The following is a 16,316-nucleotide window of genomic DNA, read 5'->3' as shown; positions in this document are numbered from 1 at the left end:
GAGGACGTAAAAAAAATAAAACGATCGGACTTTGACCTAGGTTGCTAAGAGTTTGGGGACCTCAGAGCTAGTTCATGATAATATTTATAAAGGTTTTGCAACACAGACTAATAAAATCCAGGGTTGGATTAATCGAAGTTTTTTGAATCCGAAGTATAAAGAAGATTATACTCAGATCTTTAACAACAACTTGCATTAGATCGTAGTGACTACATTTCAATATTCGAACCTCCTATTAAAAAGAAATTAGCCGTAGGTATCCCAATTATTGACGTAACGAACATTCTACATAACACCTTATCGGCAAACTAGCTAAACTTTTTAAATTATAAAACCCATTACCAACCCAAGCTCTCAGAATCATCACAGCATATCCCTACTGCTAAGACATAGTTACGTGAGTCCTGAACCGATGAAAGTCAATAAGCTATGATCTGGGTGCATTCACCGCATTAGTTGTTTGCAACGTGATTCCAAAAATCATCTTCTTCTTGGATATTTTCAGAGAATAACCAAACTTCTTTTATTTTTTCGCCCTCAATTCTCAACAGATCAACGCCTTTCATTGATAGCTTTCTATTTGCTTTTTCTGCTTCGAAGTGAATAGAGGCTAAGACTAAATCTCCGTTGTCGGTTGTGTATTCAATGTTGTCTATTGCAAACGTTCCGTTGCTCCATTTCATAAAATTCCCCAAATGGTTAAAAACGTTGTCCATCCCCTTGTAGGTTCCCGACTGGACCCCTTCTCCTGGCTGATGCCAGACTACATCATCCGCAAACAAAGTTCTAACGGTGTCAAAATCTCCTTTGGCTATTGCGTTAAAATACGATTGAGCAATTATTACGTTTTGTGACATATTATTTTGTTTATTGAGTTAATAAAATATTATACAAATATCTACCTTTGCTCTATAAAAGACAAGTACCTACCAAAAAGTAGGGTACCTACTTAAAGTAAATAATTATTGGTAATCAACATTATAAATGAAAATAAATATTTCTGACGAGAACTGCCCGCTACGGAAAACGCTTGAAATAATTGGCGGAAAATGGACAATGCTTATTATTTTTCAAATTAATGAACGGACAATCCGGTACGGCGAACTGAAACGATGTGTTGTTGGTATAAGCGAAAAAATGTTGATCGGTCAGTTGAAATTTTTATGCGAAAAAGGTATTGTTCATAAAAAATCTTTTCCCCAAATACCCCCAAGAGTGGAATATACCCTGACGGATTCAGGGAAAAAAATACTACCGATTATCAACCAGATTATTCAGTTTGGTCTCGATCACAAGTCGTAGACTATTCTCTAATTTTCAATGATTGTATTAATCCGTTATGGAGCTTTAAAGTATAAGTTAATACAACAGGGCTTCCTTCAAAGTCGCCAGAAATTTCAGCTTTTAAAATACTTTCGGTCTCTTTATCTTCAAAACTGAGCGGTTTCATTCTGGTTTTGTATCGGTTGTTCGCTTCCGCAATCCAATGTTGGATTTTCTTTCGACCGTTATATGTTTTATTCTCGTCAAATACTAAACCTGTTTCCGAAAAACAATCGGCATAAGCAACACAATCAAAATTGTCTTGTGCTTTAACTAAATCTGCTACTACTTTTGGTAAGTTCATTTTCGTTTTTTTCATGTTGTCATCAAATCGTGGGTATAGTACCTCCGTCAATTATAAACTCTGTCCCTGTCAGATAATTGGCCCTTGGCGACACTAAGAAGCCAACTAATTCGGCAACCTCTTCAGGCTGTGCTGGTCGTCCGATTGGAATTCCGCCCAACGCATCCATTACACTTTGTGTGGCTTTTTCTATCGACACATCAGAACTCTCGGAAATGCGTTCCATCATCCTCGCCGACGATTCTGTCATTATCCAACCAGGGGAAACAGTTAAAACTCTTAAGCCTTTTGGCGAAACTTCTTTTGACAAACCTTTACTGTAGTTTATCAATCCTGCTTTAGCTGCTGCATAAGGCAATGTCGAATCGTGCAGTGGCAATCTACCCTGAATGGATGCGATATGTACGATAACACCGCTTTTTTGCATAAGCATTTGAGGTAAAAACGCCTTATCCAGCCTTACCGGAGCAAGCAAATTAGTGTGAATAGTTTGTACCCAATCTTCATCGGTTAGTACGGCAAAACCACCTCCTTTGGTATCTGAACCACCGAGAGAATTTATAAGGATATCAAGCCTTCCGAATTTCCCTAACACTTCTTCTGCTACTCGCTGAGTTCCTTCGATTTTGCTCAAGTCTGCTGAAATAAAGTATAGATTTTCCTGTAGGTGTTCAGGTTTGTTTCTTGCAGTTATGACTACGGTTGCACCTGCTTTTAGCAATCGTTCTGCGATTGCTTTTCCAGTTCCTTTTGTACCCCCTGTTACCAGAGCAATTTTGTCTCGCAGTTCGTTATTGAAATTAAATTTGTGGTTCATCTATTAAAATATTTAGAACAAAGTTCAGCCTTACTCATCCTTCTTACAAGTACGGAATTACGATTCATATAGAGATAAATTCCTCCCGTATTGCACAGTTTGGAACATAGGTTTAATTTTGTCTTATGAAGTATGAAAGGAAAATTTTACCGAACCTGAATTGCGGTTTGGATATGATAGGCGAAGTGTTATACGGCAAATGGAAGATTCGTCTGCTTTGGTTTATCAATGAAGGATACAAACGACCCAGCGAACTGCAACGTAAAATTCCCGATGCTACAAGACGGGTTTTGAATATTCAACTGAAAGAATTAGAAGAGCACCAATTGATTACCAAGAAAATCTACCCTGTTGTTCCTCCCAAAGCTGAGTACAGTCTTACTGAATTTGGTAAAACTTTAATCCCTGTTATTTCTCTCTTAGGTGAGTGGGGCGATAAAAATGAAGAACGGTTGCGTGAAGTTATAATGCTGCGGTTTTAGGACCTGATTTAAAAGCATTTTGTCCGTCCACTCTTCGAGGAAATGATTAGCTGTCTACGAGCAAAATCCGGGAACTTGCTCTTGTCCTCATTGGAAGGAAAGAGTGGTGTATTCGTTTAAAAGTGTACAATCACGCGCTTGAAATATTAAAAGTCGCCGAGTTGATTTAAACAATTTCTATTTTCACTTGTTTGCAAATTAAATACAAACATCAACAATAAAGAATTGTCTCCTCTCCCCATATAGGGCGGAAGACATATGTCGGTGAACCCGTGTCCACTAGGGCTGTATAAGGTTCTCAAATTATTGATCAAATCCTAGACAGCATGGCTAATACTCTAGTACAACTCTTTCAGCACCTTAAAGAATTTAAATGAACGTTTTTTTGAACAAACCCATTCCTGAACCCGGTCTTCAGTTACTTAGAGACCCAAAGATAAACTTAACAATTGCCCATACCACAAAATTGAGTAGAAGCGAATGGCTGTCATACTGCCAAATGGCTGACGTTGTATTAAACGTGGGAAAAAACAATTTCGATAAAGATTTTTTCGATCAGTGTCCTAACGTAAAGGCGATCTGTCTGTTCTCTGTTGGATACGATCACGTGGACATTAGTGAAGCAAGCAAACGAAAAGTAACCGTATCGAATACACCAGATGTCTTGACGAATGCCACCTCAGATACTGCATTTTTGTTGATGCTCATGGTATCACGACTTGCCGGATATAATCTAGAGAAGGTAAAGTCCGGGATTCGTAATCCGGTATATGATCCGGTCGCAAATTTAGGACAAGAACTTTATGGTAAAACACTCGGAATATTTGGCCTAGGTCGCATTGGCATAGAAATGGCAAAAAAATGTATTAACGCCTACGGCATGAATGTGCTATATCACAATCGGCGCAGAAACCCTGAAGCCGAACAGAGTTTAAATGCATCATATGTTTCAATGGACATTCTGCTTGCAAAATCAGATGTGGTAAGTATACATGCTAATTATTCCGAAGATAGCTATCGACTGTTCAACAACCAGCTGTTTAGAAAAATGAAACCCAATGCCATATTTATTAATACCGCTAGAGGAGGCTTTGTTGATGAAGCTGATTTATACAAGGCGCTGGTTTCAAAAACAATTTGGGGCGCAGGCCTTGACGTCAGCGATCCCGAACCAATGAATACGGCCTCAGACTTGCTCTCGCTTCCTACGGTTTGCGTCCTTCCACACATCGGCTCTGCCACGATAGAGGCTCGCAATAAGATGGCTGAGCTTGCCGCTCAAAATGTCATTGACTTCGCCCATGGAAAGAAGATGAGGACATGTATAAATATGGAGGCCCACGATTCATAATTTATCCAAACTCGAACTTCAATACATATTACATTATTTAGGGAAGACGAAATATTTGAACAAATAAACCAAAAAGGTTTCTATCAAGTTTTACTTGCAATGAAAGCGGGTTGATTGAACAGAAAGATAGAGGAGAGTGGAAAGTGCTTAAAAAAATTAGATTAACCTAATTAAATCATGTTTAAATAAACTAAAACAATAGATTTAGAAAAATCAGATAGTCCAAAAGGTGTTCTTTTTTTAAAGGCAAAAATAAACCGCGTAATACCACCTTACAAAGTCATCGGCGACAATATCTCCTATCCTCAATAAAAGAGACTTGATAAATTCAGTCTGCTCGAAAACAGAAGCAGACCGTGGAGGACATTACCATTCAAAAGCGGGATTTCACTGACTTTATTCGCTAAAATACTTCTTGCCAAATGGCAAGTCCTGGAGATTTTAAAGGTTTGACCTTTGTAGAAGAAATTAAAGACGAAAAAATGAGCAAGACAATTTTTATTACGGGAGCTTCTTCAGGATTAGGAAAAGCAACTGCAAAATTATTTGCAGCAAAAGGATGGACCGTCATTGCCACGCTGCGAAATCCAGAAAAAGAAACGGAACTTTCTCAATTGCCAAATGTACACCTTTTGCAATTGGACATCTGTAACGCAAGTCAAATCAGAGATATTGCTGCAAAAGCTGAACAGATAAGTTCGGTGGACGTATTGTATAACAATGCCGGGTATGCGCTAGGCGGCGACCTTGAAGCTACATCTACCGAACAGATCCAACGACAGATAAACACGAATTTTTTAGGAACAATTCTCGTCACCAAAGCATTTCTTCCTTATTTCAAGAAAAGAAAAGATGGAATTATTATTTCTACGAGTTCTATCGCTGCTTATATTCCTGAGCCTTTTATAGCTGTTTATGCCGCAACCAAGGCTGCTTTGGAAATGTGGACGGCAAGCATGAGTTTTGAACTGGAGAAAGTTGGCGTTTCTATTAAGACAATCGTGCCCAGTTCCATGCAAACATCCTTCTTAGGTAATGCCGATATGGCTTTTGAACCGGACTATCAGACAGATTTCAATAATTATATGGGCAAGTTAATGTCCGATGTAGATTCTGTTGCTGATAAGCCAGAAGACATCGCAAAAGTTGTTTACGGGGCCGTGACCGATGATAACAAACAATTATATTACTTTGCAGGGAATGACGCTATACAGAAATGCGAACGCTTAAAGAAAGAAGGCTTGGAATCTGTAATGGCTGATACGAAAAGGCTTTTTTTTGAATAAGGGATTATGGAGGAACTGATTAACTATTTGTTACAATTCGGGCAATTGAATCAAAATCAAATTAATTTGGTTAAAGTCAAAGCGGAAGAAAAAAATTTGCCGAAAGGCGAATATTTTTCAGAAGCCGGAAAAGTTGCCCGCCAAATTGCCTTTGTGCAGGAAGGCGTTTTGATGATTTGTTACTATAATAACAAGGGCGAAGAAATCGTGCATCATTTTGTAGATGAAAACCACTTTGTTGTGGACCTAGAAAGTTTCAACAGCAAAATCACTTCTATGATCTACATACGGGCGGTTTCAGATTGCGTGCTAATTGCATTCTCGTATGAGCGTTTCAAAGAGTTGTCCACCACTATTATTGAGTGGGACAAAATCATCCAAAAAATTACCATAAAAACCCTGCTTGATAAAGTTAACTTGGTGCAGCCAAAATTGAATACGGATGCTAAAACCCGATATTTAGATTTCTTGAAAAACTTCCCCAATTTAGCAAATAGGATACCGCTTACTTATATCGCTTCTTACTTAGGGATTACCGCCACCTCCTTAAGCAGAATCAGGAAAAATATCAATAAGTAAATTTCAAGTAAAAAACTTTAAAATCGGATAACCCAAGGCTATCCGATTTTTTGTTTGTGGCAAAAGTAAACCGCTACCTCGCTAACAGGAGCTTACTATTATAAAGCGAGTATTGGAGATAATGTGGATAAGGCGGTAATTGATGTATCGATGCTCGGATCAAAGGATATTGAAACCGATTTCAGAAATGTCCGTTGCGTACGAGACGGAGCGTATCTATTTCCTTAGTAGAAGGATGTAACTTTTAACGCCAGTCTTATGGTGTAAGAATATCGAAAGATAATGGTCTTGGATCCCAAGCTGGTATATTCAAAAAACTGTGTAATCTGAAAGTTTAACTTTCAAATTGCATGAAATTGCTATACGATTTTGATAACACTGTGTTATGTAAATATGTCGTAACGCAATAGTTCATTCCATTTTCCATAGAGATAATTACCGTTCGCTAAAAAACAATTACCTTTGTTTTACTGTTCGCTATAGAACAGCATCAAGATAATACATGGCAGTAACTAAAATATACGATACAGCGGTAAAACCTGAAACAGCGGTACTAGTTTCAGTAATAACCCCAGATAACACTGAAGCTAAAGCACGCGAATACTTAGAAGAACTGGAATTTCTCGTGGAGACCGCGGGAGGAATAACCAAAGGAATCTTCACGCAGAAGCTAGCGTATCCAGACCGCGCAACCTTTATTGGTAGTGGTAAGATGGAAGAAATCAAACAATACATCATTGCCGAAGAAATAGACATTGTTGTATTTGACGATGAACTCTCCCCTTCGCAACTTCGGAACATAGAAAAAGAGTTCCAGGTGAAGATTCTCGATCGTTCGAATCTCATTCTCGATATTTTCGCTCGGCATGCAAAAACCGCTCAAGCGAAAACACAAGTAGAACTCGCACAATTGCAGTATTTACTTCCTCGACTCACACGCATGTGGACCCACCTTGAACGTCAACGAGGAGGGATCGGGATGCGTGGACCTGGGGAAAGCCAGATAGAATCCGATAGGCGGATGATCTTAAACAAGATTTCTGTATTTAAAGAACGTTTGAAGCAAATCGACAAACAAAATGAAACGCAGCGGAAAAATCGGGGTGAACTCATCCGTACAGCCCTTGTAGGCTATACCAATGTCGGAAAGTCAACGATCATGAATCTGATTTCGAAATCTGATGTACTGATCGAAAACAAACTTTTTGCGACACTTGATACAACTGTACGTAAAGTTGTCATCGACAACCTCCCGTTTCTAATGTCTGACACTGTTGGATTCATCCGCAAACTACCTCACCATTTAGTTGAATGTTTTAAATCAACATTAGACGAAGTTCGAGAAGCGGATATTCTTATTCACGTTGTCGATATATCGCACCCGAACTTTGAAGACCATATTCAGGCTGTCAACGAAACGCTAAAAGATCTAGACGCACTCGACAAGCCTATCGTGACCGTGTTCAATAAAATAGATGCTTACAAACCGCCCGTAGACGAAGATGAGAACGGGGAAGAAATTAAAGTGACACTCGAAGATTTCAAAAATTCTTGGATGGCTAAAAATTCTGACCCTGCAATTTTCATCTCTGCAACAGACAAAGTGAATGTGGAAGAGTTCCGAGAAAAGCTTTACGAAATCGTAAAAAACTTGCATATGAAACGTTATCCTTACAATAACCTTCTGTACTAGAAAACTCACTCTCTTTTTATAGAAATTAGACAATTTCTGCCTCGACGTATTTTTATATACTCTCGAGGCAGAATCGTTTGGGAACGCTTTGCAACGGGACCCCGAAGGCCATTAACTTTTACATGCGATAACCGTCGGTTGAAAAACACGATTTAAATAGTTATGGTTGACAAAAGGACAAGTAATAACAACCTATATATAGAGTTTACGATATACATGAAACTTTTATTTTAGTTGATTATATTCCAGCTTCGATGTGTTGCAGTCTAGACAGTAGTCCTTAACATCAAGCATCTGGTAAAATATGAAAGATAGAACATAGATATATCTGCACCCGTAAGCTTAGCCCTAGTTGCGGTAAAACTGATAAAAGATCTGCTCGTTTTCTGATCAGGGTCGATTCTAGAACCCCGGATCATCATCAATTAAAAGAATCATTATTTTAACGGCTGTCTAAGTTACGATAAGTACGGAATAGATAACAGACTTATTATCAGACGTCTTGTATTAGGAAATCTTATCCCACGATATTCCAGGACTCCTTTGATTAAGGTAAATGGCTAGCTTTTGATTTTTTGGAAGGCTTAAATTTGGGTCTTCTTTAAAAATTGCAATTACTCTGTTGCGCGCCTCATTCAAAAGAGCTTGATCCGTAGCTAGGTTCGCAATCTTCATCTCTAATACACCCGACTGTTGGGTGCCTGAAAGGTCTCCAGGACCCCGAAGCTGCAGATCCACTTCGGCAATCTCAAAGCCATCCGAAGTCCGCACCATTGTTTCAAGTCGTGTCCTCCCTTCTTTAGAAAGTTTATTTCCGGACATCAGCACACAAAACGATTGTTCCGCGCCACGGCCTACCCTGCCACGCAACTGGTGAAGTTGGGAAAGACCAAAACGTTCCGAATTTTCGATCACCATTACCGAAGCATTCGGAACATTCACGCCTACTTCAATAACAGTCGTCGCAACCATAATCTGGGTTTCTCCCTTGACAAAGCGCTGCATCTCGAAATCCTTCTCTTTCACGGTCATCTTTCCGTGCACAATACTAATCTTAAAGGTCGGTAGTGGAAACTCCCGTTGTAAATTTTCAAGTCCCGCCTCTAAATAAAGAAGATCGAGTTTTTCACTTTCCTTAATTAGAGGAAAAACCACATAAACCTGCCTGCCTTTGGCAATCTCATCACGCATGAATCCGAAGACGCGCAGCCGTTGGTTTTCAAAAAAATGAACCGTTTTGATGGGCTTACGCCCAGCGGGGAGCTCATCAATAACAGAAATATCAAGGTCGCCATACATCGTCATCGCCAAGGTTCGAGGAATAGGGGTCGCTGTCATGACAAGCATATGTGGAGGAATTACATTTTTTCGCCATAACTTTGCCCGCTGTTCGACGCCAAAGCGATGTTGCTCGTCGATAACTACAAAGCCTATATTCTTAAACTTCACTTTATCTTCAATTAGCGCATGGGTTCCGATCAAGATGTCGAGCTTTCCCTCTTCAAGCTCCTGGTGAATAATACGCCGCTGTTTAATTGGGGTGGATCCAGTAAGCAAACGCACGCTACAGATTCCATCCCCTAATAATGCGGAAAGACCAGCATAATGCTGTTGCGCTAAAATCTCCGTCGGTGCCATCATACATGCCTGATAACCATTATCGATAGCCAGTAACATACTCAATAGGGCAACCACAGTCTTTCCCGATCCTACATCTCCTTGAACCAATCTGTTCATCTGTGCGCCGGTATTCGTGTCAAGTCTGATTTCTTTCACCACGCGCTTCTGGGCACCAGTAAGAGGAAAGGGCAGCCGTTCATTAAAAAAAGTATTAAACTTTTCACCAACTTTCGTAAACAGATGTCCTTTATACTTCTGGGTATTTAACTGTTTGTTGCGAAGGAGCCTGAGTTGAATAAAAAAAAGTTCTTCAAACTTAAGCCTCCGAATTGCCGCATTTAAATCCTCCACATTTTGCGGAAAATGAATGGACAACAAAGCTTTCTGATAACTGATAAGTTTATGGCTAACAATGATGTCTTCGGGAAGGATATCTTCTAAGGTCCGATAAAGCAATTCCAGCGCAAACTGCTGCAACTTCTGAATGCCTTTGGTGTCCAAATTAAATTTCTTGAGCTTTTCAGTCGAAGAATACACAGGCTGCATAGTCTGGTTCCCGATTTTCTGCTCGCCAGAATTAAAAAGTTCCATTTCTGGGTGGGTAACCGATATTTGACCATTAAACTCGGACGGTTTTCCGTACATCACATAAACAGCGCCCACCTGAAGACTCTTCTTAAGCCAACTTATACTTTGAAACCAGACGAGCTCAATGCTCCCCGTTTCATCCCGAAACTGCCCAACGAGTCGCTTCCCCCTTTTTTCACCTTTCTCCTGCAACCCAACTAATCGACCTACCACCTGGGCGCCAATCATGTTGGCGTCCACGTTCCTAATTTTATGAAATTCAGTTCGGTCGATGTAACGGAAAGGGTAATATTGCAATAAATCGCCAATAGTGAATAACTGTAGCTCTTTTTTGAGCACATCACCCTTTTGGGGGCCAATGCCCTTAAGGTATTCTATCGGTGTAATTACGGATAATTCAGCCATGCCTGTTGCAGGCTAAAATAAGAAAATATTAGCATTCATATACCCTAGAACGATAACAAAGCGTTTACCTCCTTAATTCTTTAACGTATATTAGCGCAATCGGTCATTATCGCCGCCGATGCCTCAATGATAAATCTTATTTAGTTTGGTTATATTGAGCCGCCTTTACGTTTAAATAGTCTGGATTGGCAATGTATTTGCTTTAAACGGTCAAATTAATATAAATTTCATAAATTTATCGGTATTCGAAGACGCCCGCCATTCTTAGAAAAATTATTTTGACGGGTACAGAAGAAAAACGAATGATGACCATTAGCTTGAACTCAATACATCATAGGATTTCGTTTTAAAATTCTGCTAAGGCCTTTTAAAAAAAAAGACACATAACAATATGAACGTAAACAAATTAACTGCAACACTCTTACTAGCTACTGGAATTTTTACTAGCTGCGTAGAAAACAACAATCCCGTAAATCCTATTAATCCGGATCCAGAAGTCTCAGACAAATATATTCTAATTACTACTACCGAAACATCCGCGGATAAGCCCGGTTATGCGACAGCGTTTAGTGAGTTTCCGTCAGGAGAAATTGTAAACAACGCTACCGGGAGCCTACAGGGGCTTGGCTTCGGTGGCTGGCGTCCGCATGATAACAGATTATTCAAAATGTTCAACACTACTGCAGCCGAGCTGGGGATAGAAGAACTGGTAGTGGATGCTGAAGGAAAAATATCACCGGCGGGCTTCATTAAGACCGAACAAACTACTAGCGGATCAGGAAACTTTGTGATTGCAAGTGAAACGCAGGGATTTTATTTCGATGGAGCGAATCCATTAGACATCCAAACGTTTGACCCAGCGACTATGGCCCGAACAGGTGAAATCAAGTTGGAAGATGCAATCAACGAGCGTGGAGTAGATGATCAGGCTATTCTTTATAAGTCTATAGGACAAAAATTCCTCGCTGTAAAGAACGGAAAGCTATATGCTAATATCACCTACGCGAAGACTGACGGTGCGCAAAAAGGAATTTGGGATGACTATTTCCAAGATGTGTATATCGCCGTGATCGACATTGAGACTCTCCAATACGAAAAAACAATTAAAATAGAAGACACAGGATCAATTGCACATATCAACGATAACAACATGTACGACACCGATGACAATGGAGATCTTTATATTGTGACCCAGGGTAAAACATCGACTGGTGGCAAATCGAAAATCGTCCGGATCAAAGCAGACGAGAATGATATCGACCCAGAATGGAGCTTGAATATGGACGATATCTTCTCAGGAGGGAAATTTGTATCCGTGTTTGCTAAAGGAGGGAAAATAATTACAGTCGTTCCAAACGCCATCTTAACAGAAGGCCCCAACGGAAATTTGGATTCTGAAGACGTTTGGGACTTCTACCAGTTTGATATCGCAAGTAAAGAAAAAACACAAATAACCGGCGTACCCTCGATAAAAAATCCGGGTGCTGCATTTAGTGTAATCGAAATTGATGATAAAATTCTTTTACGCGTTAACACCAAAGACGGCTTGACCAATGGCTACTACGGGCTCGATGGAATCGCAGCAACACCGCTATTTAATGTAACTGCGGGCGGAACGGTTTCTGGTTTCTATAAGGTAAACGCGGGCTAATCTCGCTTTATCAATGTTCAGCTTATGCAATTGCTTAGCTGAACATTCTCACGGCGGTTCTTTATAAAAAATAAAGAACCGCCTTTTCTTTTCCCGCTTATATCTCAGCGTAACCTCAATAGTCCAATTAATTGAGCCAATTATGCTTTCTAATCGGCGCATCAGCTTTGTTTGGAAAGATAAAAACTGCCCTAAATTCACTTACTTCGTGTGGATAGGTTACAAGAAATTTTGATTTCGTTTGCACACGAACTGGGCTTGGTGAATGGGCTTCTCTTGAGGTTGAACTAAGAGCTCAAACAAAAAGCTTTACTGGAACTCTTAATTTCTAAAGCGATCAAAACGTCCGAAATTGAGGGCGAATTTATGAGATATGAGGGTATGATGTCTTTAATCGAAGACAGCCTTGGTTTACAACACTTATATCTGTCAAGGATAAAAGAGCAGCGGGAATAGGCAAGTTAGTTAAGTTCTGATTATGTAGTAATTGAAGGATAATAACACCGCGCCCTGTTATCCTGCTGAATAATTCCTCGTTTCTCTGTGAGTCCATTACACAATCGCAAAACCCCCAAACGAAAATTGCACTTTTCCAAATTAGCGCAATCGTTTGTTTTTTGTTTATAGTTAAAATCTAAACACACAAGGTAAATAAATAGCTGTTCACGAAAACCGCACACTTCGGCAATTTGCCGTTGCGAAATCGTTTGCATAATTTCCATCAATTTTTGAAATCACACATTTCAATACACACTAAACCGAAATGAAAAAGAACTACCCAAAACCTCCGTAAAGATCTGAGGTATAGACGCAAACTGCATGGGCGTGCATTAATCCATAGCTCAAGCCGCATAAAACACGTACCCAGACAAACTAATCTAAAAACTACTAACAATCTGAACGAACATAATCATAGTACATAGCTACGACCGTTTGTTTAAACTAACTAAATATGAAAAAAAACGCATTTCTATCTGCGGCGAGGCCTTTAAGCGCATTGGGGCTTTGTCTACTGCTCAGTATGCACAATACTGCAGCCGCGTTGCCCAGCCTCTCGCCGGGCGACAGGTTATTAACCAACCAACCTTCGAGCCAGCAAAACATAACCGGTACTGTGACCGACCAGAATGGACAACCCATCACTGGAGCAACCATAGCGATTCAAGGAACGTCCACGGCGACTTCATCCGATGCTTCTGGAAAATTCACCTTGCAAGCATCTCCAGGCGATATTGTCGTTATTAGTTTCGTTGGATACATGCCGCAACAGATCACGCTAAGCGATCAAAAAACGCTTACTATCAGCCTCCAAAGTGATGAAAGCGCTATCGAAGAAGTTGTAGTCGTCGGATACGGTACCCAGCGAAAAGGAAGCATTACAGGAGCTATCACAACCGTGAAAGCAGATGATCTAAAAAACATACCAACATCCAACCTTTCCAACACGCTTGCCGGTAGAGCGCCAGGCGTGAATGTCACCAATACTTCAGGTATGGCAGGTGCGTCTTCAAAGGTACGTATGCGGGGTAGCTTTGCCGAACCTTTATACGTTATCGATGGTATTGTACGCGATAAAGCGGCATTCGACGTTTTAGAAGCAAATGAAGTGGACCAAATGAGCTTCCTTAAAGATGCGGCGGCTGCAGCCGTATATGGTACACGTGCGGGTAACGGTGTTGTCGTAGTAACAACGAAAAAAGGTATTGCTCAAGCACCTGTATTTAATGTTCAGAGCAACTACACCTTCAACACGCCAACCCAAACGCTTCTTGCAGATCTGACCACGGCGACCGATGAACTTATCTATCAAAACAGAGTAGCAGAATTCCAGGGACTCCCAGTTCCAAACGGAGAGGAAGAATTTGCCTATTTCCAGAATCGTAGTTATAACGCCAACGACGTCATTTGGCGAAACCCATTTAGCCACCGTCAATCGGTCAGCGTAAATGGTGGAGGAGATAATATTACCTACTATGCTTTGGTAAGCTACCGTGGTGAAAACGGTTCGTACGAGTCCCTAGATCACGAAAAATTCAATATCCGCAGTAATGTGTCGGCGAAAATATCCGACGCTTTCAGTATCGATCTTAATATCTCGGCCAATCAACAAAACTCTAACCGGTTCTTCTGGCCGTTCAGCACATCAGCAAATGACGATGATTTCGACGTATCTGATTTTTACCGCGTTACATTCAATTGGCCAAAAATGTATCCATTCTATACAGATGCCTCCGGTAACCCAACAAGCGAGAAAACACCATTCCCTGTCCAGACGCCAATGGGTACCTGGCAAGCATGGAACGTAATTGACCAAGTGAACGGCGATCGCTACATCGATCGAAAAGTGCGTCAGGTAAATCCGATCCTATCGTTAAATCTCAAACTGGATAAACTTGTTCCAGGACTTTCTACAAAATTAGTAGGAAGCTACATCGCTCAGGACTACCTGCGCAAGCGCTATATGAGCTTCCAGAAAAACTACACCTTCCAATCACTGGATCCCGAAGGAAATCGTTTTATCCCTGCGCCACCAGATGAAGATAAAGTAAACGTATTCACCTTCTCCCAGTCGCAACCTTTTATGGACTACAATACAGAGCGTCGCTGGGAATACCAGTTAAACTGGTTTTTGAACTACTCGAAAACATTCGGCAAACATAACGTTGACGGGACATTAGTTTTCGAGCAGTGGAAGAACGGACTAACGGAGATCACTTCCCGTGGAGAAAACCCGATCACCGGACTCGATCAATTTTTTGTCTACCCGACCGATCGTAACTTCCGCGAAACAGGTGGCATTGAGGAAATCGATGCTCGCCAGGCGATAGTAGGTCGGGCAAACTATAACTATGCAGACAAGTACATTGCGGAATTCTCCTTCCGTTATGACGGAACGGTACTCTTCCCCGAAGAGAAACGTTGGGGATTTTTCCCATCAGTATCTGCTGCCTGGCGGATCTCCGAGGAGAACTTCTTTGCAGATCTAAAAAACACGGTAAGCGACCTAAAGCTTCGGGCATCATATGGTACCACAGGTAACTTCCTTGATGAGTTAGCAGAACCGATCGGGGCGTTTACCTATGCCGAAAAATACCACACAACCAACGGGTTTATCTTCGGCGACCGTTACTACAATGGTTTGCAATACGGTGATACACCGAACCCGTTTGTCACCTGGACAACGTCCAAAAGTTATAATGCTGGTCTAGACTTCGCCTTCCTCAAAGGAAAACTCTCGGGAACATTAGACGTCTTCAAGCGTGAGGAAACCGATATCCTAGCAAGCCGAACGATTACCTTGCCAGATACCTACGGAAGAACACTCGCCAAGGAAAACTACGCGGCGCGTAGCTACCGAGGAGGTGAGCTTAGTTTAAATTGGGCTGACCAAATCGGAGAAGTATCCTACGGAGTAAGCGCAAATATGGGCTATGCAGTAGATAGATGGGACATATACGATGAGGAACCCGCTTGGGGTCCTGACGGCAACCAACACTTTAGGTCTCGTGTCGGGCGTCCGCATAACCGTTTGATAGGACTAACAGCGATCGACCTAGTACGTACCCAGGACCAGCTCGATCAATTAGTCGCTGACGGATTCACCACCTATGGTCGTGATCCATATCTAGGGATGATACTCTATAAAGATATACGCGGTGCAGACTTCGCAGATGGGCCTGACGGAAAGATTGATGAAAACGATGAAGATTTGCTCTCCCTCGACAATTCTCCTCGCTACAACTACGGTCTTGCGTTAAACGCAAGCTGGAAGGGTATATCTGTTTCAGCGTTGTTACAAGGCGTATTAAAATATGACCGCATGATCAGTAACCAAGAAGGTGGTGGTATACGTCAACATGGGAGTACCTTCCGTCCCTACTACCCTATTTGGGCTGACGACGTATGGATAAAAGACAATCCTGATGCGAAATATCCTGCAGTAGTTGGTAAAAACTGGGCCGAGTCAGGCAGTATGCCTTCAACATTTTGGATCCGCAACGGGGCTTATATGCGCCTACGTGACCTAAATGTATCGTATGCACTACCAAGCACATGGACCGAACATATCAAGCTCAAAAATGTTAACGTATTCTTCAACGGGTCGAACCTTTTTGTGATTTCACCAATGACCGAGTTCCAAGATCCTGAACAACTCAACTACGACTCCTATCCCGTCATGAAAACATATACCCTAGGTTTAGACGTTAAATTTTAAA

General features: G+C 41.1%; 12 protein-coding genes and 1 pseudogene. 9 read left to right on the top strand and 4 right to left on the bottom strand.

The window, feature by feature from the left end:
- Positions 1 to 452: 452 nt before the first annotated feature.
- Positions 453 to 857: a nuclear transport factor 2 family protein gene (locus HP439_RS03615; protein ID WP_172388985.1), complete on the bottom strand. Its 405-nt coding sequence runs from the start codon at positions 855 to 857 to the stop codon at positions 453 to 455.
- Positions 858 to 984: 127 nt separating this feature from the next.
- Here HP439_RS03615 and HP439_RS03610 point away from each other — a divergent pair, with 127 nt between their 5' ends.
- Complete coding sequence (locus HP439_RS03610) at positions 985 to 1,302, top strand: winged helix-turn-helix transcriptional regulator (RefSeq protein ID WP_172388984.1); 318 nt, start codon at positions 985 to 987, stop codon at positions 1,300 to 1,302.
- Between the two features lies 1 nt (position 1,303).
- On the opposite strand, the gene HP439_RS03605 is transcribed toward HP439_RS03610, so the two are convergent.
- On the bottom strand, positions 1,304 to 1,627 hold the full coding sequence (locus HP439_RS03605) for a nuclear transport factor 2 family protein (RefSeq protein WP_172388983.1): 324 nt from the start codon (positions 1,625 to 1,627) through the stop codon (positions 1,304 to 1,306).
- A 22-nt stretch (positions 1,628 to 1,649) separates the two neighbouring features.
- Positions 1,650 to 2,444: an SDR family oxidoreductase gene (locus HP439_RS03600; protein ID WP_172388982.1), complete on the bottom strand. Its 795-nt coding sequence runs from the start codon at positions 2,442 to 2,444 to the stop codon at positions 1,650 to 1,652.
- A gap of 125 nt (positions 2,445 to 2,569) precedes the next feature.
- Between HP439_RS03600 and HP439_RS03595 the strand changes: the two genes are divergently transcribed.
- From HP439_RS03595 to hflX, 5 genes are all read left to right on the top strand, one after another.
- Complete coding sequence (locus HP439_RS03595; RefSeq protein ID WP_172388981.1) at positions 2,570 to 2,926, top strand: winged helix-turn-helix transcriptional regulator; 357 nt, start codon at positions 2,570 to 2,572, stop codon at positions 2,924 to 2,926.
- 373 nt (positions 2,927 to 3,299) lie between these two features.
- Positions 3,300 to 4,277: a 2-hydroxyacid dehydrogenase gene (locus HP439_RS03590; RefSeq protein WP_172388980.1), complete on the top strand. Its 978-nt coding sequence runs from the start codon at positions 3,300 to 3,302 to the stop codon at positions 4,275 to 4,277.
- A 422-nt stretch (positions 4,278 to 4,699) separates the two neighbouring features.
- A complete protein-coding gene (locus tag HP439_RS03585) occupies positions 4,700 to 5,563 on the top strand; it encodes an SDR family oxidoreductase (protein ID WP_246229205.1) in 864 nt (287 codons plus the stop codon).
- A gap of 6 nt (positions 5,564 to 5,569) precedes the next feature.
- Positions 5,570 to 6,142, top strand: coding sequence for a Crp/Fnr family transcriptional regulator (locus HP439_RS03580; RefSeq protein WP_172388979.1), 573 nt, complete (start codon positions 5,570 to 5,572; stop codon positions 6,140 to 6,142).
- A gap of 502 nt (positions 6,143 to 6,644) precedes the next feature.
- Positions 6,645 to 7,835, top strand: coding sequence for a GTPase HflX (gene hflX, locus HP439_RS03575; RefSeq protein WP_172388978.1), 1,191 nt, complete (start codon positions 6,645 to 6,647; stop codon positions 7,833 to 7,835).
- A 507-nt stretch (positions 7,836 to 8,342) separates the two neighbouring features.
- Here the strand turns inward: hflX and recG are convergent.
- The gene (gene recG / locus HP439_RS03570; RefSeq protein WP_172388977.1) at positions 8,343 to 10,448 is read right to left on the bottom strand and encodes an ATP-dependent DNA helicase RecG; all 2,106 of its coding nucleotides are present in this window, start codon (positions 10,446 to 10,448) and stop codon (positions 8,343 to 8,345) included.
- A gap of 391 nt (positions 10,449 to 10,839) precedes the next feature.
- On the opposite strand from recG, the gene HP439_RS03565 reads away from it, so the two are divergent.
- The 3 genes and pseudogenes from HP439_RS03565 to HP439_RS03560 all read left to right on the top strand — a co-directional run bounded on the left by HP439_RS03565 (position 10,840) and on the right by HP439_RS03560 (position 16,315).
- Complete coding sequence (locus tag HP439_RS03565; protein ID WP_172388976.1) at positions 10,840 to 12,099, top strand: hypothetical protein; 1,260 nt, start codon at positions 10,840 to 10,842, stop codon at positions 12,097 to 12,099.
- Positions 12,100 to 12,405: 306 nt separating this feature from the next.
- A pseudogene (locus HP439_RS19700) lies at positions 12,406 to 12,555 on the top strand (hypothetical protein); the annotation flags it as partial.
- Between the two features lie 496 nt (positions 12,556 to 13,051).
- Positions 13,052 to 16,315, top strand: a complete 3,264-nt coding sequence (locus HP439_RS03560; RefSeq protein ID WP_172388975.1) for a SusC/RagA family TonB-linked outer membrane protein — start codon at positions 13,052 to 13,054, stop codon at positions 16,313 to 16,315.
- The last annotated feature ends 1 nt before the right edge of the window (position 16,316 follow it).

Origin of the sequence: Sphingobacterium shayense (assembly GCF_013179575.1) — a bacterium.
Lineage (GTDB): Bacteria > Bacteroidota > Bacteroidia > Sphingobacteriales > Sphingobacteriaceae > Sphingobacterium > Sphingobacterium shayense.
The sequence above is the reverse complement of the archived record's forward strand: the minus strand, read 5'-3'. Positions and strand labels throughout refer to the sequence as shown.